This is a genomic window from Mesorhizobium sp. M7A.F.Ca.MR.148.00.0.0, from assembly GCF_003997735.1.
Lineage (GTDB): Bacteria > Pseudomonadota > Alphaproteobacteria > Rhizobiales > Rhizobiaceae > Mesorhizobium.
The window spans coordinates 20,771-42,271 of sequence record NZ_RZTB01000035.1; the positions used below are offsets into that span (position 1 = coordinate 20,771).

The 21,501-nt window shown below is 63.4% G+C and carries 19 protein-coding genes and 1 pseudogene; 10 read left to right on the forward strand and 10 right to left on the reverse strand.

Going from position 1 to position 21,501, the window contains the following annotated elements; translation table 11 throughout:
* Nucleotides 1–16: 16 nt before the first annotated feature.
* The 6 genes from EOB49_RS15775 to EOB49_RS15800 are packed head-to-tail and all read right to left on the reverse strand — an operon-like array spanning nt 17 to nt 5,814.
* Nucleotides 17–952 carry a phosphatidate cytidylyltransferase gene (locus EOB49_RS15775; RefSeq protein ID WP_127289053.1) on the reverse strand — a complete coding sequence of 312 codons (936 nt, stop codon included), beginning with the start codon at nt 950–952 and terminating at the stop codon, nt 17–19.
* Nucleotides 952–1,614 (reverse strand): lysophospholipid acyltransferase family protein, encoded by a 663-nt coding sequence (locus tag EOB49_RS15780; protein WP_127267052.1) that lies wholly within the window; start codon nt 1,612–1,614, stop codon nt 952–954. The genes EOB49_RS15775 and EOB49_RS15780 overlap by 1 nt, the downstream gene beginning before the upstream one ends.
* On the reverse strand, nt 1,611–2,054 hold the full coding sequence (locus EOB49_RS15785) for a hypothetical protein (RefSeq protein ID WP_127267051.1): 444 nt from the start codon (nt 2,052–2,054) through the stop codon (nt 1,611–1,613). The genes EOB49_RS15780 and EOB49_RS15785 overlap by 4 nt, the downstream gene beginning before the upstream one ends.
* Entirely contained in the window at nt 2,051–3,376 is a 1,326-nt protein-coding gene (locus EOB49_RS15790) for a phosphatase PAP2/dual specificity phosphatase family protein (RefSeq protein ID WP_127381502.1), read from the reverse strand. Before EOB49_RS15790 ends, EOB49_RS15785 begins: the two co-directional genes overlap by 4 nt.
* A 5-nt stretch (nt 3,377–3,381) precedes the next feature.
* A complete protein-coding gene (locus EOB49_RS15795; protein WP_206526113.1) occupies nt 3,382–5,169 on the reverse strand; it encodes a bifunctional alpha/beta hydrolase/class I SAM-dependent methyltransferase in 1,788 nt (595 codons plus the stop codon).
* Between the two features lie 36 nt (nt 5,170–5,205).
* Nucleotides 5,206–5,814 (reverse strand): CDP-alcohol phosphatidyltransferase family protein, encoded by a 609-nt coding sequence (locus tag EOB49_RS15800; RefSeq protein ID WP_127381491.1) that lies wholly within the window; start codon nt 5,812–5,814, stop codon nt 5,206–5,208.
* Nucleotides 5,815–6,009: 195 nt separating this feature from the next.
* On the opposite strand from EOB49_RS15800, the gene EOB49_RS15805 reads away from it, so the two are divergent.
* From EOB49_RS15805 to EOB49_RS15815, 3 genes are all read left to right on the forward strand, one after another.
* Nucleotides 6,010–6,489 carry a MarR family transcriptional regulator gene (locus EOB49_RS15805; protein ID WP_027038640.1) on the forward strand — a complete coding sequence of 160 codons (480 nt, stop codon included), beginning with the start codon at nt 6,010–6,012 and terminating at the stop codon, nt 6,487–6,489.
* Nucleotides 6,486–7,667: an HlyD family secretion protein gene (locus EOB49_RS15810; RefSeq protein WP_127271614.1), complete on the forward strand. Its 1,182-nt coding sequence runs from the start codon at nt 6,486–6,488 to the stop codon at nt 7,665–7,667. Before EOB49_RS15805 ends, EOB49_RS15810 begins: the two co-directional genes overlap by 4 nt.
* 305 nt (nt 7,668–7,972) lie before the next feature.
* Complete coding sequence (locus EOB49_RS15815) at nt 7,973–9,505, forward strand: DHA2 family efflux MFS transporter permease subunit (protein WP_127331522.1); 1,533 nt, start codon at nt 7,973–7,975, stop codon at nt 9,503–9,505.
* A gap of 2 nt (nt 9,506–9,507) precedes the next feature.
* Here EOB49_RS15815 and EOB49_RS15820 read toward each other — a convergent pair whose 3' ends face one another.
* Nucleotides 9,508–10,017, reverse strand: coding sequence for a CAP domain-containing protein (locus EOB49_RS15820; RefSeq protein ID WP_127322629.1), 510 nt, complete (start codon nt 10,015–10,017; stop codon nt 9,508–9,510).
* 59 nt (nt 10,018–10,076) lie between these two features.
* On the reverse strand, nt 10,077–10,433 hold the full coding sequence (locus tag EOB49_RS15825) for a helix-turn-helix domain-containing protein (RefSeq protein ID WP_127331524.1): 357 nt from the start codon (nt 10,431–10,433) through the stop codon (nt 10,077–10,079).
* 106 nt (nt 10,434–10,539) lie between these two features.
* On the opposite strand from EOB49_RS15825, the gene EOB49_RS15830 reads away from it, so the two are divergent.
* From EOB49_RS15830 to EOB49_RS15840, 3 genes and pseudogenes are all read left to right on the forward strand, one after another.
* Entirely contained in the window at nt 10,540–11,244 is a 705-nt protein-coding gene (locus tag EOB49_RS15830) for a glutathione S-transferase family protein (RefSeq protein WP_127331526.1), read from the forward strand.
* Nucleotides 11,245–11,435: 191 nt separating this feature from the next.
* A pseudogene (locus EOB49_RS15835) lies at nt 11,436–12,258 on the forward strand (DUF2189 domain-containing protein).
* Between the two features lie 14 nt (nt 12,259–12,272).
* The gene (locus EOB49_RS15840) at nt 12,273–13,133 is read left to right on the forward strand and encodes a dienelactone hydrolase family protein (protein ID WP_127381492.1); all 861 of its coding nucleotides are present in this window, start codon (nt 12,273–12,275) and stop codon (nt 13,131–13,133) included.
* A 180-nt stretch (nt 13,134–13,313) separates the two neighbouring features.
* On the opposite strand, the gene EOB49_RS15845 is transcribed toward EOB49_RS15840, so the two are convergent.
* Nucleotides 13,314–14,477 carry a pilus assembly protein gene (locus EOB49_RS15845; protein ID WP_164781696.1) on the reverse strand — a complete coding sequence of 388 codons (1,164 nt, stop codon included), beginning with the start codon at nt 14,475–14,477 and terminating at the stop codon, nt 13,314–13,316.
* A 388-nt stretch (nt 14,478–14,865) separates the two neighbouring features.
* Here EOB49_RS15845 and EOB49_RS15850 point away from each other — a divergent pair, with 388 nt between their 5' ends.
* Nucleotides 14,866–15,726, forward strand: a complete 861-nt coding sequence (locus EOB49_RS15850) for a TIGR01459 family HAD-type hydrolase (RefSeq protein ID WP_164762768.1) — start codon at nt 14,866–14,868, stop codon at nt 15,724–15,726.
* A 6-nt stretch (nt 15,727–15,732) separates the two neighbouring features.
* The gene (locus EOB49_RS15855; protein ID WP_127381494.1) at nt 15,733–16,713 is read left to right on the forward strand and encodes a bifunctional riboflavin kinase/FAD synthetase; all 981 of its coding nucleotides are present in this window, start codon (nt 15,733–15,735) and stop codon (nt 16,711–16,713) included.
* 17 nt (nt 16,714–16,730) lie between these two features.
* Here EOB49_RS15855 and EOB49_RS15860 read toward each other — a convergent pair whose 3' ends face one another.
* Nucleotides 16,731–17,285: an HdeD family acid-resistance protein gene (locus EOB49_RS15860; protein ID WP_027038628.1), complete on the reverse strand. Its 555-nt coding sequence runs from the start codon at nt 17,283–17,285 to the stop codon at nt 16,731–16,733.
* A gap of 194 nt (nt 17,286–17,479) precedes the next feature.
* On the opposite strand from EOB49_RS15860, the gene EOB49_RS15865 reads away from it, so the two are divergent.
* A complete protein-coding gene (locus EOB49_RS15865; RefSeq protein ID WP_127381495.1) occupies nt 17,480–18,286 on the forward strand; it encodes a MipA/OmpV family protein in 807 nt (268 codons plus the stop codon).
* A gap of 233 nt (nt 18,287–18,519) precedes the next feature.
* Entirely contained in the window at nt 18,520–21,480 is a 2,961-nt protein-coding gene (gene ileS, locus EOB49_RS15870) for an isoleucine--tRNA ligase (protein ID WP_127381496.1), read from the forward strand.
* The last annotated feature ends 21 nt before the right edge of the window (nt 21,481–21,501 follow it).

A 21,501-nucleotide genomic window follows, 5' to 3' on the forward strand; every position in this document is an offset into this window, starting at 1 on the left:
GCAACAGGCCGCCGGCTCAGACCGTCCAGAAATAGCGCACGATGTGGAAGAACACCGGGGCGGCGAAGACCAGGCTGTCGGTGCGGTCCATCATGCCGCCATGGCCTTCGATCAGATGGCCCCAGTCCTTGACGCCCTGATCGCGCTTGATGGCCGAGGCGACCAGCCCGCCGAGAAATCCCATCGAGCAGGCGACGAAGGCCACGGCTGCTGCCTGCAGCGGCGAGAAGGGTGTCACGAACGATAGCAGCGCGCCGAGCAGGCTCGCCGACACCAGTCCGCCGATCAGCCCTTCCCAGGTTTTCGACGGCGAGACGTTCGGCGAAAAACGGTGTTTTCCAAACAGCTTGCCGAAGATGTATTGCAGCACGTCGCTGCCTTGCACGACGATGATCAGGAACGCGATCAGCAGCAGGGTGCGGCCTTCGAAGCCCGGCACCTCGAGTGTCAGCAGGGCAGGGACATGGCTGACGCAATAGACCGAGATCATCACCGCCCATTGCTGCGCGGCGATCCGCTCGAGGAAGCGTTCGGTGTCGCCATGCAGCGCCGTGATGGCCGGCATCAGCAGGAAGCAATAGACCGGAATGAAGATGACGAAGAGCCCGTACCAGGCGGTCCACACCAGCCAATATTGAAACGGTATGATGATGCCGAACATGCCAAGCAGCACCCAATGGTCGCTGCGGCGGGTGTGCGTCAGCGTCACGAATTCGCGCAGCGCGGCGAAGGAGATCAGAGCGAACAGGATGGTCATCCCGTAACGCCCGAAGAAGAAGGCGACCGTCATCAGCGCCACCATCACCCACCAGGCGTTGATGCGCTGGGTGAGGTTGACCAGCGTCGAACTGAGCGGCTTCGGCGCTCGCGCCGAAAGTATGGTGGCGACGATGCTGGCGGTGGTCAAAACCGCCAGCAGGCCGATGATCAGGATGGAGATTTCGTGGCGCATCAATCGTCTCGCTCGGGACGCGGGTTGAGCGCCAGAAGCGCGGCGTGGGCGCGTTCGAGGAAGGCGCGGCGTTCTTCGCCCGGACCGATCGCCACCGGCGCGCCGAAGACGACGCGGCACAGCAGCGGCACCGGCAGGAACTGGCCCTTGGGCAGCACGCGCGACATGTTCTCGATCCAGCACGGGATCAGCTCGACCTGAGGCCGCGCCGTCGACAGATTGTAGAGCCCGGAGCGGAATGCCAGCAGCGGCTCTTCGGTCATGTTGCGTGTGCCTTCGGGAAACAGGATCAGCGAGTGGCCCTGGTCGAGAACCGACAGCATGATCTCGATCGGGTTTTCCTCAGGTCTCGTCCACTGCCGGTTGATGAGCACCGACGACAGCATGTCCTGCGCGATGAAGCGGCGCAGCCGCGACTTCCCCCAATATTCGCCTGCGGCAACAGCATGGGTGATCGCGCGCTCGCTTTCGCTGAGACAGGCCGACAGCAGGATAAAGTCGCCATGGCTGGTGTGGTTGGCGAAATAGATGCGCTGGCGGTCGGAGGGCAGGCTGCCGTTCCAGATCGGACGCACGCCCGTCACCATCCGGGCCAGCGCCGAGAGGCCGACGGAGGTTACCGTCTGCAGCAAGGTGAAGGTCTTGAGCGAAAGCCTGTTCATCGCGGCGCCCAAAACCCTGACGCCAGAAGTGCTGCGGCAAACAGAGCCAGGGCGGCGCGCTGCTTGAACAGTAGGCGACGCGTGCCAGCAATGCGGTCATCGAGCGAGCGTGTCGCGGGCGGGGCCGTTTTCAGGCGCATGCGCGCCAGCATGTCGTCCACCGCGGCACCGCCGGAAGCTTCGTCATCATGGCCAGCCATGACCCGGAACAACAGGGCGTCGAATGCCAGCAATGCCGACAGCGCCAGAACGGCGACAGCGCTCGCGGCTGTGATCGACAGCGCAACGGCCGCCGGCAAAGTCTCGAAGCCGCCGCGCGTCGAGGCAGCCAGCGGCGCAAGGATATTTGCCGCCACCACGATTGCGGCCGGCCACGCTGCCTGCCGCATCAGCATGCCGGCGAAGCGGTCGGTGCGGTCCTGGTAGGCATTGCCGGTCATGACGCCGCGCGCTCTATGGCCTCGGCAAGATGAACCGGCCGGCCGAGGGCCGCGAGCATTTCGCGGGCAAGCGCCGGCGTCTTGGCCCTGCCGGTCGCCACCAGCCATTCGGCGACGACGCCGGCGCTGCGCTGGAAGCCGAGCGCGCAGCACACCAGCACGGTGCCGTCGCGGCGCGCACTCTCCAGCGCGCCGGCTGCCTGTTGCCGTATCGCCACTGGCGGCGGCAACAGGTCGACCATCGGAAAGCTGATCCAGCGGCAATCGGCTGCCGCAGGCCTCTTAAGTTCGGCGGCGAGATCGATGACCGTGCCGAAGCTGCTGGCCTCGCGTGCCGTGGGAAAGCGCCCGAGAAAGACGCCGTCGGCAATCGCCACCTGGGGAGCAAGTTTGCGCGTCCAGGCCCATATGTTGGCCCTGGCGCCGAGACGGTAAGGCAAGAGCAGGACACGGCTTGCGAGCGTGATGCTGCCATCGGCGGATTTCTGGAACACTTTTTCGCCTGCTCCTGCATAGGCGAAGGCGACGATGGCCAGCGCCAGCGCCGGCCAAAGCAGGAAGAGCGCGACGGCGCAGAACAAGGCGCCGAGCGCTGCACCGGCCAGCGCGAGGACCGCGCCCAGCGCGTAGAACCGCGCCAGCCGCCGCGCTTTCACATCGCTGGTCAGCCGGAAGCCTGAAAACGGCAACGCGCCGCTGCGCGGAAACAGCCACAGCGCAAAGAACCCGAGCAGCGCGCCGGTCGGAATGTCGATGAAGTGATGCTGCCAGGTCGTCAGCACCGAGGCACCGATCAGGAAGCTCCAGCCATGCCAGAGCGGCAGGAGCAACCCGCGGAGCCGGTGGCGCCAATGATCCCAGATGATCACCAAAAGGGCGATGTGCAGCGAGGGCGCCTGGTTGAACGGCTTGTCGAAACCGCCGAGCACGGCAAACAGGAAGCCCGGCAGGCCGGTCGTCGCCGGTCGCACGAATGTCGCGGTCAGCGGGAACAGGATGAAGCAGATAACGGCGACGACCTGCGCGGTGAGATAGCGCCCGGCCAGGCGGTCGACGCCTTGCTTGTCGTTGTTGAGCAGCAGCGACAGGCCATAGAACAGATTGATCGACCAATAGGGCACGATGGTCCAGGCGACGAACGGAATGCTGTGTTCCCACGAGAACACGATGCTGCCGACCTCGTCGCGCCGCGAGGCCAGCCAGTTGGCGAAGCCGTAGCTGAGGTAGAAGAACGGCGCCAGGAAGGCCAGCCAGAGCGCGGCCCTGACGACCACCCGTCCATAAGGCTCGGTGCGCGCGATGGGTGCAAGCGACGAGGCCATGCTGCTCAGCGGCGCCGTGCGACCGAGACGGTGAAGATGCCCCATTGGTCGATGCGCTGGTCGAGCTTTTCGAAACCGGCGGCTTCGACGAGCTGGTCCATCTCACCCTGCGTGCGCCGCCGCATCACCCAGGCCTCGCCGCCGCGATGCGAAGTCAGGCTGCGGGCGATCATCTCGAGCTGCGGATGCCAAGGCTGGTTGGTGTAGAGCAACAGGCTTCCCGGCTGCATGGCGCTGGCCAATCCACCGAGCGAGCGGGCTATCATCGCATTGTCGGAGAACAACTCGTAAAGGCCGGAAACGATGGCAAGATCCGGAGCCGGATCGATCGATGCGAGCATGTCGGCATCGAAGGCGTCGGCGCGCTGGAACGAGACATCAGCCGGCAATTGCCGCTCGGCGATCAGCTTGCGGCCAAGCTGGACGTTGAGGTCGGAATAATCCTGCAGGCGAACGCTCGCCGGCTGATCGGGGCTCTTCACGATGGCATCGAGAACATAGCGGCCATGGCCGGCCGCGATGTCGAGAATGTGCGCCGGCCGGCCAGCGGCCTTGAGCGTCGCCAGGCAAGAGCCGATGAGCTCTTCGAGATGCAGCTTGCGCTGGCGGATGCCGCGCCAGCCAATGGCCTCCAGGAAAATGCGGTCGACGACGCGGCCAAGAGGCGTAAGCCCACGCGCATTGTTCTCGTAGACGTAGTCCAGCGTCGAGCCGGAATCGAAGCCGGTGGTCACGCCGGCCTTCATACCTTGCGAGACCCAGGCGCCCGTGCGAATGGAGGCACGGCTGAATGCCCAATAGAGGCCCTTTGGCGACATCAGAGCGAGCGGCGAGGCAAGCCTATCGGCCTCGTCGCGGGTGTAGCCGGCAATGTCCGCCTGCTTAAGGTCGACCGGCGCATCGGGTGCCTCGAACTGCCTGGCCAGGAATGGCCGGATCAGGTCGAGGGCCTTTGCCCGGTCGCGCTCGCCCAGCGTGTCGTGGAAGAAACCAGGCAACACATGGCGTTCCTTGGTGCGGCTGCCGAGATTGACGAAGAACTCGTGCTGCGGGCCGTGGCGCACCACCCAGTCGCTGCCCGAAAGCAGAAGCTGGGTCGGCACGGTGATGGCGCGGGCGTCACTGACGATGCGGGCGGCATGCTGATAGAGTTCGACCAGTATGTTGGAAGCGATCGGCCGCGTGATCAGCGGATCGCTCTCGAAGGAGGCGATGCGCACGGGATCATGGGTCAGGAATTTCGCCTTGACATAGGAATTGACGAAGAAGCGGCCCTTGATCTTCTGCCAGAGTGCGATGCCCTCCTTGGCGAAGGGCACGTAGAGTTTTACCGAGAAGGCCGGTGAGGCCAGCACCATGGCGCGCAGCTTCGGCGCATAGTCATGCACCCAGGCGGCGGCCAGCACGGCGCCGAAGGATTGTGCGATCAGCGCGATATCCCGAGTGGCAAAGCCATCCCTGGCTGCAATCTCGCGCATGAAGCAGTCGATGTCGCGCACCAGGGCCGAGAAGGAGGGCGCATAGCCGCGCTCGCCGGACGAGCGGCCATTGCCGCGGGCATCCCAGGCATAGAAGGCGTGGTCCGGCATCTGCAATTCATCGACGAGATGGGCCATGCGGCCGCCATGCTCGTGGCCGCGATGGAAGAGCACCACTGCGCCCTTGGCATCGGCGGAGGCCGCCGGCCAGAATCGGTAGAAGATCTCCGTCCCGTCATGGCTGCGGAAAACCCGCTCCTGTGCTTGCCGCGCAAGGCTTTCCGTGGCCGCGGCGGCGATCGGTTCGTGCATCATGGTCTTCCCCTCTGGCGGCATGGCGAGCCTCGATGCTCAGCTGGCGCTGCCTATAATGCCGGCGCGTATCCGGTTTATGGCGGTCAGCAGCGAAAGCGTTGCCATGGCCGGAAACACAAACGGCGTTATCGATGCCGGCCACAGCCCGGCGGCACACAGCGTGGCGACGACGCCGAGCGCCAGCGCCCTGTCGCTCTTGCCGAACGGCCCGGCATAATTACGCCCGACCTTGGCAGCGATGCCGAGCACGCCGGCGAACTCGGTCAGCACGGCCGATATCGCGAAGGCGACGACGCCCCATGCGCCAAATTCGGGAAAGACGGCAAAAGGGAGAATCAGCGCGAGGTCTGAAACGACGTCGCACAACTCGTTCAGATACATGCCAAGCGTCGAGGCTTGGCCATGTTCCCGTGCCAGCATGCCGTCCACGGCATTCAACGCCATGCGCACGAACATCACCAAGGGGATAAGCAACAGCAGCCAGCGCCATTCGTGCCAGATCGCAATGGCCGCGCCGGCGGCTATCGACATCGCGGCCGCCAGGATGGTTATGCTGTTTGCCGTGACCCCGATTGCCGCCAACCGATTGACCAGCGGCCGCAGTCGACCCTGGAAGGCCGGCTTGAGAGCGTAAAGCGTCGGCATTGCGTTGATCCCCCGATCCTGTTCAGCGGCTGTACATCAATATGCCAGACGCGACCAGTGTAGAGGCGGCGCGGCCATCATGCGTTCGCAAATCGCTAACCATGATTGGTCCGGCAAAGCTGCCATGCACATTTGCCAGCTTCTCGTGCAACGCGGCGTCTTGAATAGTGAGCACGCTTATTATATATCCAGCTCATGGTTTCCGATGGCATCGACAGATTGGGCTTCTTGATCCACGACGTGCAGCGCTTGATGCGCAAGCGCTTCGAGGCGAGGGCCAGTGGCTTGGGGCTTTCTTCGGCGCAATGGCGGCTTCTGGTCCGCGTTGCCAAGGAAGACGGTGTCGCGCAGGCGCGGCTGGCCGAACTTCTCGAAATCGAGCCGATCAGCGTTTCGCGCCTGGTCGACCGCATGGAAGAGGGAGGCTGGATCGAGCGTCGGTCCGACGCCGCCGATCGTCGCGTCCGCATGATCTTCCTGACGCCCAAGGCAAGCGATGCCTACGCCGTGATCAAGAGCATTGCCGGAGAAGTGTATGAGGAATCGCTGGTCGGCGTGAAGCCGGAAGCCCGTCGCGTCCTCATCGAAGGGCTCGAGGCGATGGTTCGCAACCTGACCGACGACGAGACGCCGTCCATTGAAAAAGTGAAGAATACAGAAGGCGCAGCAGCATGAACGCGGTAGCCAAGATAGACGAGAAAGTGACCGAACTGGACATGGAAGCGCCGGCGCAGCCGGCCGCGGCCCCGCCGGCGGTTGCTCCCCCGGTGCAGCCGGCCCCAGTGCCCGTGAAGAAAAAGCGCCGGCTGGGCCGCTTCCTGCTGATGGTCGCGCTGCCTGCGGCATTGGCTGTCGGCGGCGGCTATGTCTGGGTCACCGGCGGCCGCTATCAGGAGACCGAGAACGCCAATCTGCAGCAGGCCAAGGTGTCGATCGCTTCCGACACGGCCGGCCGCATCGTTAAGGTCGACATCTTCGATAACCAGCTGGTCAAGCAGGGTGACGAGCTGTTTGCCATCGACCCCGAGCCCTACCGGATCGCGCTGGCGCAGGCCGACGCGGCGGTGGCGGGCGCGCGTCTCAATGTCGAGCAGTTGCGCGCGGCCTATGGCCAGTCGATGGCTCAGCAGAAATCCGATGCCAGCCAGGTCGCCTTCGCCCAGTCGCAGTTCGACCGCGCCGCCGATCTCGCCCAGAAGGGCATCAACGCCAAATCGTCGCTCGACGAAGCCAAGAACGATCTCGACAAGGCCAAGCAGCAGCTGGCGGTTGCCGAGCAAGGGATCATCAGCGCCAAGGCAGGCCTTGGCGGCAATCCCGACATCGAGACCGACAAGCACCCGACCGTGATGGCCGCGCTCGCCGCGCGTGACAAGGCGGCCTACGACCTGGCGCAGACCACGGTCAAGGCGCCGGCGGACGGCATCGTCAGCCAGGCCTCGTCGTTCAAGGTCGGTCAGTATGTCGGTTCCGGCACGCCGCTGTTTTCGCTGGTCGAGACCGGTGACACCTGGATCGATGCCAATTTCAAGGAAACGCAGCTCACCCACATGAAGCCCGGCCAGAAGGCGGAGATCGTGGTCGACACCTATCCAGGGCGCACCTTCGAGGCGACGGTCAAGGCGATCGGCGCCGGCACGGGAGCCGAGTTCTCGCTGCTGCCGGCCCAAAATGCCACCGGCAACTGGGTCAAGGTCACACAGCGTATCCCGGTTCGTCTCGAACTGATCGATGCGGACGCCAAGATGGCGTTGCGCACCGGCATGAGCGCCACCGTTACCGTCGACACCGGCGTGGCGCGTGGCCTGCCCTCGATCTTTGGTCACGCCACGGCTGGCGAGGCCGCGCAGTAACGTCAACAGATTGCCGCAGGACCAGCGGCGGAGGTGAATAGCAGGATTGGTCTGATGGGAGGAGCTGGAAGGATCAGCGTTTTGGCGCTGCCGCGTCGCGGCCTGGCCGAAATCTGAAATCTCCGAGGCAGACTCGTCGGTCCTCATGTTTCCGGGCGGCAGGCATCCGCTCATCAGAGACTTTAGTCGATGTAACCCCCACATCGACGATCGCGTCCCACCGCGACGAGGGTCTCTCAACGGAAGGCGTTGCCGCCCGGAAACCCCTTGTACACGTTTTTGTTACCTGCTGGAAGTTCCACGCCATGAGCACGCCCGAACCCTTCAAAGAAGTGCCGCATCGCGGCCTGATCACGGTCGCGCTCATGCTGGCGACGGTCATGCAGGCGCTCGACACGACGATCGCCAACGTCGCTCTGCCGACAATGACGGGCGATCTCGGCGCCTCGCCGGACAACATCAACTGGGTGCTGACCTCCTACATCGTTGCCGCCGCCATCATGACGCCGGTCACTGGCTGGCTGGCCGACCGCTTCGGCCGCAAGGAACTGTTCCTGACGGCAGTGGTCGGCTTCACCATATTCTCGATGCTGTGCGGCATCGCCTGGAGCCTGGAGAGCATAGTGTTCTTCCGGCTGATGCAAGGCGTGTTCGGAGCGGCGATCGTGCCTCTGTCGCAAACCTTCCTGCTCGACATCAATCCCAGGGAACGCCATGGCCAGGCGATGGCCATTTGGGGCGCCGGCATCATGCTGGGGCCGATTCTGGGCCCGACGCTGGGTGGCTGGCTGACCGAGAATTTCAACTGGCGCTGGGTGTTCTTCATCAACCTGCCGGTCGGCATCGTCGCCTTTCTCGGCATGGCCGCCTACTTGCCGGCCGTTGCCCGGCGGGTGCGCGGCTTCGATTTCTTCGGCTTCGCCATGATATCGCTCGGCGTCGGCGCGCTTCAGCTGCTGCTCGATCGCGGCGGCGAGGTCGACTGGTTTTCCTCGGTCGAGATCTGGATCGAACTTGGTCTTTCGCTCACCGGCTTCTGGGTGTTCATCATTCACACCATGACCGCCGAACACCCCTTCATCGATCCCAAGATCTTCCTCGACCGCAATTTCGTGACCGGGCTGGCGTTCATCTTCATCATGGGTGTGCTCATCCTGGCGAGCATGTCGCTGTTGCCGCCGATGCTGTCGACCATCTTCGGCTATCCGACCGTCACCATCGGCGTCGTCATAGGGCCACGCGGTGTCGGCACCATGATTTCAATGCTGGTCGTCGGCCGGCTCATGAGCAAGATCGACGCCAGGATCCTCGTGGTGATCGGCTTCCTCCTGACCGCACAGTCGCTCTACACCATGTCCAGCTTCACGCCGCAGATGGACAATTGGCTGATCATCAGCTCCGGCGTCATCCAGGGCCTGGGGATGGGAATGGTGTTCGTGCCGCTGTCGACCGTCGCCTTCGCCACGCTTGACGTTCGCTTCCGCACCGATGCCACGGCCCTGTTCAGCCTGGTGCGCAATCTTGGCTCGTCCATAGGCGTGTCGGTCGTGACGGTCCTGATGGTGCGCAACACGCAGATCAATCACACCGAGCTTTCGGCCTTCATCAACCCGTTCAACCCCAATCTTTGGGCGGTCTCTCCTGCCGCCGCGAGCGGCGATCCGACGGCGCTTTCGCAGGTCGATCGCATGGTCAATCTGCAGGCGATGATGATCTCCTACGTCAACGACTTCAAAATACTCATGGTGATGACGCTGCTTGCCATCCCGTTTGTTTTCCTGCTGCGCAAGCCCAAGCAGGCGCCTGCCGGCGGCGCGCCGGCAGCGCATATGGACTAGCTCTATTTTCCGAGCACGAGGCTCCAGTAACGGAGCTTGCTGTCGCCGCCGTCGCGCACATAGGCAAGGCCGAAGCGGGTGAAGCGCGGGTCGAGCATGTTGCGGCGATGGCCAGGTGAATGCACCCAGATGTCGAACAGCTTCTCGAGGTCGAAACGACCCTCGGCGATGTTCTCCGCCGCGGCGCCGGAAATTCGATTGTCCTTGACGCGCGAGGCGAAATCCTTGCCCCAGCCGGTGGTGTGGCTCATGCGGCGGCGCTGCGCCATGTAGCCGGCCTGCTGCAGGGCAGCCTGTTCGAGTTGCCGGTCGGCGACCAGCGGCGCGAGCCCCGCCGAGGCGCGGATGCTGGCCAGCGTGCTGGTGGCGGAGGAGGAGACCCCGGCGCCTTCGCCTGACGGCAGTGAAACGGTGCTGCAGGCGGCGAGGCCCGCCAAGGCTGCGAGGCCGGTCAGCACCATGCGCCTGTGCAGATTCGGGATCGGGTGGGTTTCGATTTTCGCTATGGTCATGCCCCTGAGATAACGTCGATCATGGCTTTTGCCGGGCAGGGCGGCGAAAATCGAAGATGTTAGGCGGCAGTATCGAGATCTGCGTCCGAGGAACCGCCCATCCGGTCGTCTTCCGTATGCACCCACCACGACCCGAGCGCGTCGATGAGCGGTACAAGCCGGCGGCCAGGCGCCGTGAGGTCATAGTCGACCCGCAACGGATAACCCGGACGCACCGTGCGCCGCACGATGCCGGCCTCTTCCAGCTTGCGCAGTTCCAGGGTCAGGATGCGATGCGACACCGTCGGGTTGTCACGTCTCAGGTCACTGAACCGCTTGGTCCCGTCCTTCAGATAATAGAGCAGCAGTGTGGGCCAGCGGCCGCTGAGCACGCGCATGGTCTCTTCGATCGGGCAGCGTGAGACGACGTCTTTCATGGGCGGATCCTGGTTACAGAATTGTGCGTAATTTACATGGGACGACAAGCGTTTAGGGTCAAGTTTCGCTGCGCGGCGTGATCCTCTCAATCACGGAAGAAAACAAATGGAACCTATCCTCCTTTACGGCTTCCCGGCGGGAAGCTCGATGGGGCTTGTCGCTGCCTTCGAACGGATCGGGCAACCCTATCGCCTGTGCCGCGTCGACATGCTCACCGAGATGAAAAACGATGCCTATGCCAGCATCAACGATCGTCAGGAAACGCCGGTGCTGATCACCGACGAAGGCCGGGTGCTCACCGAGACAATGGCCATCGCCTCGTGGCTCGAAGCCCGCGACACACAGCGCCGCATCAGCTTCGAACCGCGCACGCCGCAAGCCGACCGCATGCACCAGCTGATGGCCTTCGTGAACACCGGTTTCACCGCCGCCTTCAGCCCGCTCTGGGTGGCATTGGAAATGGCGGCGGATGAACCGGCGCTGAAGGCGACCTTGCGGGAGTTCGGCCGCAAGGCCGTTGCGGAACGTCATGATCGGCTCGAGGCGATGATCGCCGACACGGATTTCCTGGTCGGCGACCGGCTGACGCTGGCCGATACCACGCTGATCGGCGTGGCGCGCTGGGCGGAGTTTCACCAGGCGATCGACGGCGCTGCCTATCCCAAGCTGGCCGGATTGCGCCTTCGCATCGAATCCGATCCGGCCGTGCGTTATGCGCTGGCTGTCGAGGATGGCGAACAGCCCGCCGGTTCTGGCGCCTGCCTTGGCCACGTCCCCCTGACTGAGGTGATCGATCGCTTCGCTTCATAAGTTGCCAGCCGCGCGGCGCCAAGTGCATGGCGGCGCGCGGCGCCAAGTCTGCTGCCGCCCGGTTCAACCAGCCGTTACCGGTGGACTTGGCGACAACTGCTTCTAAATCGGCTAGGATAACGCTGTACGAGAAATGGCAGCTCCGGGCGGCCATCCAGGCGGTGACCGCCCCGACACACGGGAGGAAGGTTATGGCCGGCTTTCATGTCATGGCAGACGCACGTGGAATGCATGTGCAGCCAACGGTGCGCCGCATCACCACGTCGGGCCTTTGGGACGCGCTGCGTCTCGGCTGAGGATTTCTGGGCAAAACCATCGCACTACGTGTTCCTGTGCCTGATCTATCCCATCGTCGGCTTGATCCTGACGCAGTGGACGTCCGGCGCCAATGCCATCCAGCTCATCTATCCCCTGATGTCGGGTTTCGCGCTGCTTGGGCCATTTGCGGCCCTCGGCCTTTACGAGATCAGCCGCCGGCGCGAGCTCGGCATGAACACCTCCTGGCGGCACGCGTTTGACGTGCGGCGCTCGTCCGCGGTTCCGTCGATCGCTGTCATCGGCGTCATGCTGGTGGCGCTGTTCCTGCTGTGGCTCTACACCGCGCAATCGATCTACACTGGGCTGTTTGGCGACCAGCCGCCGGCCTCGATTGGTGGCTTCATCCGCGACGTGCTGACCACCAGCAAGGGCTGGACGCTGATCCTTGCCGGCAATGCCGCGGGCTTTGTCTTCGCCGTAGTCGTGCTGGCCACCACCGTGGTTGCCTTCCCGCTGCTGCTCGACCGTGACGTCGGCGCCGTTTCGGCGATCGAGACCTCGGCCCGGGCGGTGATGGCCAACCCGCTGCAAATGGCGCTGTGGGGCTTGCTGGTCGCCGTGCTTCTGGTGATCGGTTCGATCCCGCTGTTTGCCGGGCTCGCCGTCGTCATGCCGGTGCTCGGCCATGCCACCTGGCATCTCTACCGCAAGGTGGTCGAGCCCGAGCGGGTACAGCAGATAAGGCGGCCGATGTAACGAAGAAGGCACCTATGGCCTTCACCCTGCCGAGCCTGCCCAACAAGATCGTCTGTCTGACCTGCCTTTGTATCGGTAGCTATCTGCATGCCGCGCCAGCGCGCGCTGACCAGCCGGTGCAGTTTGAAAGCGCGGCTTCGGAGCCAACGTCATTTCAGAAGCGCATTGCGCAAGCAGGCGGCAAGGTCCCGAAGGCCGTTCCCGGCACGCCGCTGCAGGGGTATTTAACGCGTCCGCCGGGTGAGGGGCCGTTCCCGGCTGTCGTGGTTCTGCACGGATGTTCAGGTCTGCCCGGAAGTGTAAAGAAAACCTGGTCCGAGCGACTGTCCTCCTGGGGTTACGTCGTCCTCGTCGTCGACAGCTTCAGCACCCGCGGCATAAAGGAGACCTGTGATGGCCTCCACTCTGTTGATCGCGTATATGACGCCTACGGCGCTCTGGAATTCCTATCGAAATACAGTTTTGTCGACCCGCGGCGCATTGCGTTGATGGGGTTCTCCGCTGGCGGGAACGCAACGCTCGAGGCCTTGCAATCTGGTGGAGACGAGCGGCTTATGGAGCGCAAGTTCAAGGCTGCGATCGCCTACTATCCGGATTGTTCGGCAACGAATGGCGACATGGCGGCCCCGACCTTGATACTGATCGGCGAGCTTGACGATCGGACCCCCGCCAAAATTTGCCAGGAGATGATGACGCAGCGCAGCGGCAAGGGAAGCTCCGTACAGCTTGACGTCTACCCGGGTGCTCGTCACGGATTTGACTCCGCAGGATTGAAGACTGGCATCGAGACCTATGGTCACCGGATGCAGTACAATGCGGCCGAGCAATCCATCCTTGCCTCTCATGCATTCCTGAAAGACGTCTTCGGCGGCTGATAGTGGCGACTGCCGTTTTGCACTCTCAGCGCCGCGCGTCTGTCGCCATCTTCAGCGCGAGTGCCTTCAGCACCGTGCCATCATCCGGCGCCGGATGACCGATTTTCGCAACCGATGTGCCGATCGAGACGGTGGGCGACCGGCGCTTTCACTACCGCTGACGCACGAAACGTGGCCTCCTCATTTCGCGAGAGTGATGCGGCGACTGGCATACATCTCGCGATTTCCAAGCATGGCCGTGCAATCCGTCCTGACGGACGAGTTTCCCGTCATCAGCACGGTCTTGCCGACAAGCCTCAGACAATCGCCCTGACTGCTCATATCTGAGTTGCCAGCGTAGGAAATGGGCGCGTCAGGCGCATAGACGAAACCGCTGATCGTGGAATTTGCCCCGCCATTGAGCGTCAAGGCGGACGTGTTCCCGTGATCCTCGAAAATGGTGATGCCGGCATAGGGGCCGCTGGTGGACGGGGAAAGGTCCACCTTCTCATTGGCATTTATGTAGAGCTGTGCGCCTTCCATGAGGAATATAGTCACGCCGTGGCCTGTCAGGCTACCGTTGCCGCCGGGCTTGATGGTGGTGCCGCGCAGGATGTAGACGCCCGGATCAAGTGTGATGTCCCCCGACAATGTCTTGTCGCAATACGTGCCGGGCGACAGCGTGTAGGTTTTGCCGTTCGGGACCGGCAGACACAATGTGAAGGGGGGAGGGACGACGTCGGCCAGAGGATCAAAAGACGCATATTGATGTTCGAGCGGCATTCCACAGGTGAGTGTGGCGTTGGGTGACGAAAGCCCGGAAGTGCCGCCGACAGTCGAGACGCAGCCCGCTGAAACCAGTGCGGAACCGCCCCTGTTCACGGCGTCGGGCGCATCCGAGTTTGCGGCGATCACGCAGTTGCTCATCGAGACGTTGGTGGAGCCCTGCAGGCTCACGGCGGCGGATGCCTGGGGATCGAGCGCCAGCACGCAGGCTTGCGCGCCAGGCTCAAGTTTGACCGAGGCCGAGCGGTGAACCTGCCAAGCGGGCGCGCCGCTGATGAAGCTTGCTCGGCTGATTTTGGACGAAACCGAGATGTAGTAGGCGCTCGGGTCGCCGCTCGCGGCTGCCGAAAAGGCGGAGACGCTGCCCGAATATTCTTGCTGGTCGGCAATGCTCATATTGGCCGCGAAAAATGTCAGCCCGAGCGCCTGGACATCACCTGCCGTCATGCCGGGCGAATACTTTGTGCCGACGGCGAGCCCCGCCGCGTCCAGTGAGTTCTGCAATTGCGCGGCATCCTCGCTGGTGCCCACCAGATCCATGACTCCGGCAACGCCAAGCATCATCGGCAGCATCGCCATGGCGGTTGCCAAGGCAAAGTTGCCGCGCCTGTCGCGCGCGAATCCGAGGATCATCGCTTTTAGCATCCCAGCCCAGAAACCAGTGGTCGGCATGACGATGCTCATAAAACGCTAATTTTCACGTTGCTGGATGCGTCAAAGACCGGCCAGTTTTTTGGAGGCTAGTTAACCATGCCGGCCCCACGGCACGATAGTGCGCCGCCATTGCAGCTACTGAAGCGAGGAAACCTTGGACTTTACCCATCGCAGCCTTTCGCGCGAGACATCCACTGCCGCTCGCGCGCCTGGCGAAAGCTGGTGACAGGCCGGGGCGGTTCGGCTAATCCGAACCGGCTGCGGCGAACCGTCGGTGGCAGCGATCGCAGTAATCACGACTGAAGGAAACGGCATGGCGGATTCGCCTGAAATCATCGGCTCGCTCGAAGACGTGTCGAAGTCCTATTCGGCAATCCTGTGCGATGTCTGGGGCGTGGTCCACAATGGTGAAACGCACTTCCCGGTGGCGGCTTCCGCACTGGCAAGGGCTCGAGAGGCGAAAATCCCCGTCGTCCTGATCACCAATTCGCCGCGCAGAAGTGCCGATGTCGTGGCGCAGATGAACGCGATCGGTGTTCCACCGTCAGCCTACGACCGGGTGGTTACCTCAGGCGACGTGACGCGGGATCTGATCGCCGAAGGGCCCCGCAAGATTTTCCATATCGGCGCCGACCGGGACTTCACCCTCTATGAAGGTCTCGACGTCGAGCTTGTCGAGGAGTTCGAGGCGTCCGGCGTCGTCTGCACCGGCCTGTTCGACGACGAGGTCGAAAAACCCGAGGATTACACGGAGCTCCTGCGGCGGCTGCGCGCCAGGAACCTGCCTTTCATCTGCGCAAATCCCGACATCGTGGTCGAGCGCGGCGAGCGCATCATCTGGTGTGCCGGCGCGCTGGCGCGTGACTATGCCCAGCTCGGCGGCCGCACATTGATCGCTGGAAAACCATACGCGCCGATCTACAATCTCGCGATGAAGGAGGTCGCCGAAATTCTTGGCCAGCCGGTCGAGCGCGGCCAGGTGCTGGCCATCGGCGACGGCATGATGACCGATGTGAAGGGCGCCGCCGACAATGGCTTCGATGTTCTTTATGTCTCCGGCGGCATCCATGCCCGCGACTATGGCGATGCCCTGCAACCGGATCCGGCAAGATTGGCGGCGTTCTTGGAAAAGCATGGCTATGGTCCGGTGGCCGTCATTCCCAGACTTCGGTAGGTGACGATGGCAGCCTTCCAGCGCATCCTGGCAACCGCGCCGCTTCCCGCCGACCTGCGCGGCGGCGTGGTGGCGATCGGCAATTTCGATGGCGTCCATCGCGGCCATCAGGCGGTGCTCGAGCGCGCCTCTGCCGAGGCCGGACGGCGCGGCGTACCGGCCCTGGTGCTGACGTTCGAACCGCATCCGCGCAAGATCTTCAGGCCTGATATCCCGTTGTTCGTGCTGACGCCGCCGCCGATGAAGGCGCGGCTCCTGTCGCTGCTGGGCTTTGCCGCGCTGGTCGAGCAGCCGTTCACGCGCGACTTCGCCTCGCTGTCGGCGGAAGCGTTCGTGACGGATGTGCTGGAAACGAATCTTGGCATTACCCACGCCGTGACCGGGTTCGATTTCCACTTCGGCAAGGATCGTCAAGGCGGCCCGGCCTACCTGATGGCGGCGGGTGAGCGTCACGGCTTCGGCGTCACGCTCGTCGACGCCTTCCGGGACGAGGGCGCCGAGGTGGTGTCGTCCAGCCGCATCCGCGGATTGCTGGGCGAGGGCGAAGTGGCTGAAGCCGCCGGTCTGCTCGGCTACCGTTTCACCGTCGAAAGCGAGGTGGTCGGCGGACAGCAGCTTGGCCGCACCCTTGGCTTTCCAACCGCGAATATGAGGCTGTCGGCTGAAGCCGCACTCAAGGAGGGCATCTATGCCGTCCGCTTCCGCCGCGCCGACGGCACGCTTCACGACGGCGTCGCCAGCTTCGGCCGTCGCCCGACCGTCAATGACAATGGCACGCCGCTGCTGGAAACCTTCGTCTTCGACTTCTCCGAAGACCTCTATGGCGAGGTCTGTCAGGTTTCCTTCTTCGGTTTCCTGCGCCCGGAGGTGAAGTTCGATGGGCTCGACGCGCTGGTCGCGCAGATGAAGCGCGATGAAGCCGAGGCACGCGCGCTGCTTGCCGGCGTCAAGCCGCTCTCCGACCTCGACGCGGCCATGGCTTTTTGAGCCAGGCGTGATCCCGGCTACTTCTTCAGTGCCAGGCCGACGGCGATGAAGGTCCAGCCCTGGAAGATCAGGTCGATCGCCAGGAACAGTCCGAGCACCCACAGGCTGTTGACCGGCCAGCCCATGGCGATGATCAGACCTGCAAGGGCGCTGATGGCACCGGCGGCGACGATCCAGCCCCAGCCGCGTTCCGGCCGGTGGCTGTAGCCGACCCAGGCCCTGAGCACCCCTGACGCGACCAGCGCGATCGCCAGCAGGAACGTCAGCACCGCCGAGGCAAGCAGCGGATTGCCGAAAGCGAAGAAGCCGGCAACGGCGTACAGCAGTCCGCTGAGCAGCCAATAGAAGAAGCGGCTCCAGGTCTTGACGCCGAACGCGTGCACGATCTCGATGATGCCCGCCATCAGCATCAGCCATCCCACGACGTAGACGGAAGCCACTGTGGCGACGAACAGATTGGCGAAGGCAATGCCGCCGAAGATGAGCAGCAGCACACCGAGTGCGACAAACCATCCCCATTTTGTCCGTGTCTGTTCGAGCGCGATTTTCAAGGCGTCGCCATGCAGGGTCATTGTCGCGGTCTCCATCGAGGGCTGCGGAATACTGCGGATGGAAGGTAATCCGGGCACGGGCCAACGTCCAGTCGATGACCGGCAGCGGGACCGCTGCAAAGCGCGAGCGTATGTCTCGGGTTTAAATCAAATTTTACCAAACGGCCGTCAAAGCTGTCATCGGCAATCATATGCGTTGTGTTAGTGGAGTGGCCATGAGTTCGGTCGGAAGAATCTCTCTTGTGTTGGCCGCTGCGGTGCTGGGTGGGACGGGCACTGCCAATGCGGGCGAGGGCAGCTGGCTGTCCGGCGACTGGTATCTGACCGTAGGTGCCACCGGCATGGTGGCGCCGAATTTCGAGGGCGGCAAAAAGTACCTGCTCAGCGCCTCGCCGATCATTTCGCTGGGCAAGGCCGGACCGGCGGCCCGCTTTGTCTCGCGCAACGACAACATCTCGCTGGCGCTGGTCGATGTTGGCGGTTTCCGCGCCGGCCTGACCGGCAAGTTCCTGTTTTCCCGCGATGATGACAACGCCGATGAGCTGAAGGGTCTCGATCCGGTGCGCTGGGGCGGGGAAGTCGGCGGCTTCTTCGAATTCTATCCGACCGACTGGCTGCGCGCCCGCGCCGAGCTGCGCCACGGCATTCGCGCTCACAACGGCTTTGTCGCCGACATCGCCGCAGATGCCTTTTACGATGTGACGCCGACCGTCAGGATTTCGGGCGGTCCGCGTGTTTCCTTCGCCTCAGGCAATTATTTCGACGCTTATTACGGCGTCAACGCGCAGGAAGCCGTGGCTTCCGGTCTGAGCGAATACCATCCTGGTGGCGGGCTGAAGTCGACCGGCCTCGGCGGCGCCATAACCTGGAAGGTGACCGAGCCGATGACCGCCAGCCTGTTTGGCGAATATTCGCGCCTGATGGGACCGGCGGCCGATTCCAGCCTGGTCAAGGAGCGCGGCGACCGCAACCAGTTCATGATTGGCGTGTCGACCACCTACCGCTTCGATTTCACGATGTAAGTGAATCGAACGAGACGCTTTATTCCTGCCGTGGCTTCGGCTAAAAGCCCAGCCATGACCAGCTTTTCGCGCCTTTTCGCGATCGCGATACGAATTACAGGCCCGGTGTTCCGGGTGGCCTGAGCGCCGCCGGAGCCGCCGGGAGTTTCTGCGCGCCCCCTCGCGCTTTTTCCATAACATGATAGTTCACGCCCGAGCTTGTACGCCCGCCGGGCAATGCAAATGGCAGACCAATGACCGATACAACTGAAACGATCGACTATTCCAAAACGCTTTACCTGCCGCAGACGGATTTCCCGATGCGTGCCGGCTTGCCGGAGAAGGAGCCGCTGCTGGTCAGGCGCTGGCAGGACATGGATCTCTACCGCAAGCTGCGCGAGAGCGCTGCCGGCCGCACGAAATACGTGCTGCATGACGGGCCGCCCTACGCCAACGGCAACATCCATATCGGCCACGCGCTGAACAAGATCCTCAAGGATGTCATCACCCGCTCGTTCCAGATGCGCGGCTACGACTCGAACTATGTGCCCGGCTGGGACTGCCACGGCCTGCCGATCGAGTGGAAGATCGAGGAGCAGTACCGCGCCAAGGGCAAGAACAAGGACGAGGTGCCGGTCAACGAATTCCGCAAGGAATGCCGTGAGTTCGCCGCGGGTTGGATCGCTGTGCAGGGGGCCGAGTTCCAGCGCCTCGGCGTCATCGGCGATTTCAAGAACCCCTATACGACGATGGCTTTCCATGCCGAGGCGCGCATCGCCGGCGAGCTCTTGAAATTCGCCATGTCGGGCCAGCTCTATCGCGGCTCCAAGCCGGTGATGTGGAGCGTGGTCGAGCGCACGGCGCTGGCCGAGGCCGAGATCGAGTACCACGACTATGAGAGCGACACGATCTGGGCGAAGTTTCCGGTCGCCAGCTTGGCCCGCCCTGTCGATGGCGAGACCAAGCTGACGGAGGGCGCACTCGATCTGCTGCAGGCACATGTCGTCATCTGGACGACGACGCCATGGACGATCCCCGGCAACCGTGCCGTCAACTATTCGCCGCGCATCAACTATGGCCTCTATGAGGTCACGGCAGCCGAGAACGCATTCGGCCCGCAGCCGGGTGAAAAACTGATCTTTGCCGATGCGCTGGCCGAAGACTCCTCGGTCAAGGCCAAGGTCACCTTGAATCGTCTCCGCAGCGTTTCGGCGCAAGAGCTTGGAAGCCTTACGCTTTCGCATCCGCTCAAGGGTTTTTGCGGCGGCTACGACTTTGCCGTTCCGATGCTCGCCGGCGACCATGTCACCGACGATGCCGGCACCGGCTTCGTCCACACCGCGCCCGGCCACGGCCGCGAGGACTTTGACGCCTGGATGGATGCGGCGGTGGATCTGCGCGCACGCGGCATCGATCCCGCCATCCCGTTCACCGTCGACGACGGCGGTTTCTTCACCAAGGACGCGCCGGGTTTCGGCCCCGACCGGGAGGGTGGACCGGCGCGTGTCATCGACGACAACGGCAAGAAGGGCAACGCCAACCAGGCCGTCATCGACGAGCTGATCAAGCGCAACGCGCTGTTCGCGCGTGGCCGGCTGAAGCACAGCTATCCTCACTCCTGGCGGTCCAAGAAACCGATCATCTTCCGCAACACGCCGCAATGGTTCGTCTACATGGACAAGGACCTCGGCGATGGCTCGACACTGCGCAGCCGGGCGCTCAAGGCCATCGACGACACCCGCTTCGTGCCCGCCGCCGGCCAGAACCGCATCCGCGCCATGATCGAGGAGCGCCCGGACTGGGTGCTGTCGCGCCAGCGCGCCTGGGGCGTGCCTATCGCCGTGTTCGCCGATGCCGACGGCAATGTGCTGAAGGACGAGGCTGTCAACCAGCGCATCATGGATGCCTTCGAGCAGGAAGGCGCCGACGCCTGGTTCGTGGCTGATGCCAAGGAGCGTTTCCTTGGCAATCACGACGCTTCGAAGTGGAAGCAGGTGATGGACATCCTCGACGTCTGGTTCGATTCGGGCTCGACGCACGCCTTCACGCTGGAAGATCGTCCTGACCTGAAATGGCCGGCCGACGTCTATCTCGAAGGCTCCGACCAGCATCGCGGCTGGTTCCATTCGTCGCTGCTGGAAAGCTGCGGCACCAGGGGCAGGGCGCCTTACGACACCGTCGTCACCCATGGTTTCACCATGGACGAGGATGGCCGCAAGATGTCGAAGTCGCTGGGCAACACCGTGGTGCCGCAGGACGTCATCAAGCAGTCGGGCGCCGATATACTGCGTCTGTGGGTGGTGACGACCGACTACTGGGAGGACCAGCGGCTCGGCAAGAACGTGCTGCAGACCAACATCGACGCCTACCGCAAACTGCGCAACACCATCCGCTGGATGCTGGGTACGCTTGCCCATGACGATGGCGAAGAGGTGCCGATGGAGAAGATGCCGGAGCTGGAGCGGCTGATGCTGCACCGGCTGGCCGAGCTCGATGAGGTCGTGCGCTCGGGGTACGACGCCTTCGAATTCAAGCGCATCACCCGCATGCTGCTCGATTTCATGGTGGTCGAGCTGTCGGCGTTCTATTTCGACATCCGCAAGGACGCGCTCTACTGCGACGCGCCGTCGAGCCTGAAGCGCAAGGCTTCGGTGCAGGTGGTGCGCCATCTCTTCGATTGCCTGGTGAAATGGCTGGCGCCGATGCTGCCTTTCACCATGGAGGAGGCCTGGCTTGACCGTCATCCCGACGCCGTCTCGGTGCATCTCGACCAGTTCCCGCAAATCCCGGCGGACTGGAAGAACGAGGCGCTGGCGGAAAAGTGGCGCCAGGTGCGGCAGGTGCGGCGCGTCGTTACCGGCGCGCTGGAGATCGCGCGCGCCCAGAAGGTGATCGGATCGTCGCTGGAAGCGGTGCCGGTCGTCACAATCAACGACGCAGCGCTCGAAGCGGCGATTTCAGATGTCGACATGGCCGAGATGGCGATCACCAGCGATCTGGTCATCGCTCATGGCGAGGCACCGGCTGGTGCCTTCGCGATCGACGACGTCAAGGGTGTCGCCGTGGTGGTCGAGAAGGCCGAGGATCGTGGCCTGTTAAAATGTGCACGCTCCTGGCGCTACACCGCCGATGTCGGCCAGGATCCGGAATTCCCGGATGTTTCGGCCAGGGATGCGGCGGTGCTGCATGAATTGAAGGCGCTTGGCCGACTTTAACGGTTAGTCGGCTGGATCGGT

Bases quoted from the DNA above. Each gene is read 5' to 3' on its own strand.
- EOB49_RS15775 (WP_127289053.1), bottom strand. From the start codon at position 952: ATGCGCCACGAAATCTCCATCCTGATCATCGGCCTGCTGGCGGTTTTG.
- EOB49_RS15780 (WP_127267052.1), bottom strand. From the start codon at position 1,614: ATGAACAGGCTTTCGCTCAAGACCTTCACCTTGCTGCAGACGGTAACC.
- EOB49_RS15785 (WP_127267051.1), bottom strand. From the start codon at position 2,054: ATGACCGGCAATGCCTACCAGGACCGCACCGACCGCTTCGCCGGCATG.
- EOB49_RS15790 (WP_127381502.1), bottom strand. From the start codon at position 3,376: ATGGCCTCGTCGCTTGCACCCATCGCGCGCACCGAGCCTTATGGACGG.
- EOB49_RS15795 (WP_206526113.1), bottom strand. From the start codon at position 5,169: ATGATGCACGAACCGATCGCCGCCGCGGCCACGGAAAGCCTTGCGCGG.
- EOB49_RS15800 (WP_127381491.1), bottom strand. From the start codon at position 5,814: ATGCCGACGCTTTACGCTCTCAAGCCGGCCTTCCAGGGTCGACTGCGG.
- EOB49_RS15805 (WP_027038640.1), top strand. From the start codon at position 6,010: ATGGTTTCCGATGGCATCGACAGATTGGGCTTCTTGATCCACGACGTG.
- EOB49_RS15810 (WP_127271614.1), top strand. From the start codon at position 6,486: ATGAACGCGGTAGCCAAGATAGACGAGAAAGTGACCGAACTGGACATG.
- EOB49_RS15815 (WP_127331522.1), top strand. From the start codon at position 7,973: ATGAGCACGCCCGAACCCTTCAAAGAAGTGCCGCATCGCGGCCTGATC.
- EOB49_RS15820 (WP_127322629.1), bottom strand. From the start codon at position 10,017: ATGACCATAGCGAAAATCGAAACCCACCCGATCCCGAATCTGCACAGG.
- EOB49_RS15825 (WP_127331524.1), bottom strand. From the start codon at position 10,433: ATGAAAGACGTCGTCTCACGCTGCCCGATCGAAGAGACCATGCGCGTG.
- EOB49_RS15830 (WP_127331526.1), top strand. From the start codon at position 10,540: ATGGAACCTATCCTCCTTTACGGCTTCCCGGCGGGAAGCTCGATGGGG.
- EOB49_RS15840 (WP_127381492.1), top strand. From the start codon at position 12,273: ATGGCCTTCACCCTGCCGAGCCTGCCCAACAAGATCGTCTGTCTGACC.
- EOB49_RS15845 (WP_164781696.1), bottom strand. From the start codon at position 14,477: ATGGCGATGCTGCCGATGATGCTTGGCGTTGCCGGAGTCATGGATCTG.
- EOB49_RS15850 (WP_164762768.1), top strand. From the start codon at position 14,866: ATGGCGGATTCGCCTGAAATCATCGGCTCGCTCGAAGACGTGTCGAAG.
- EOB49_RS15855 (WP_127381494.1), top strand. From the start codon at position 15,733: ATGGCAGCCTTCCAGCGCATCCTGGCAACCGCGCCGCTTCCCGCCGAC.
- EOB49_RS15860 (WP_027038628.1), bottom strand. From the start codon at position 17,285: ATGACCCTGCATGGCGACGCCTTGAAAATCGCGCTCGAACAGACACGG.
- EOB49_RS15865 (WP_127381495.1), top strand. From the start codon at position 17,480: ATGAGTTCGGTCGGAAGAATCTCTCTTGTGTTGGCCGCTGCGGTGCTG.
- ileS (WP_127381496.1), top strand. From the start codon at position 18,520: ATGACCGATACAACTGAAACGATCGACTATTCCAAAACGCTTTACCTG.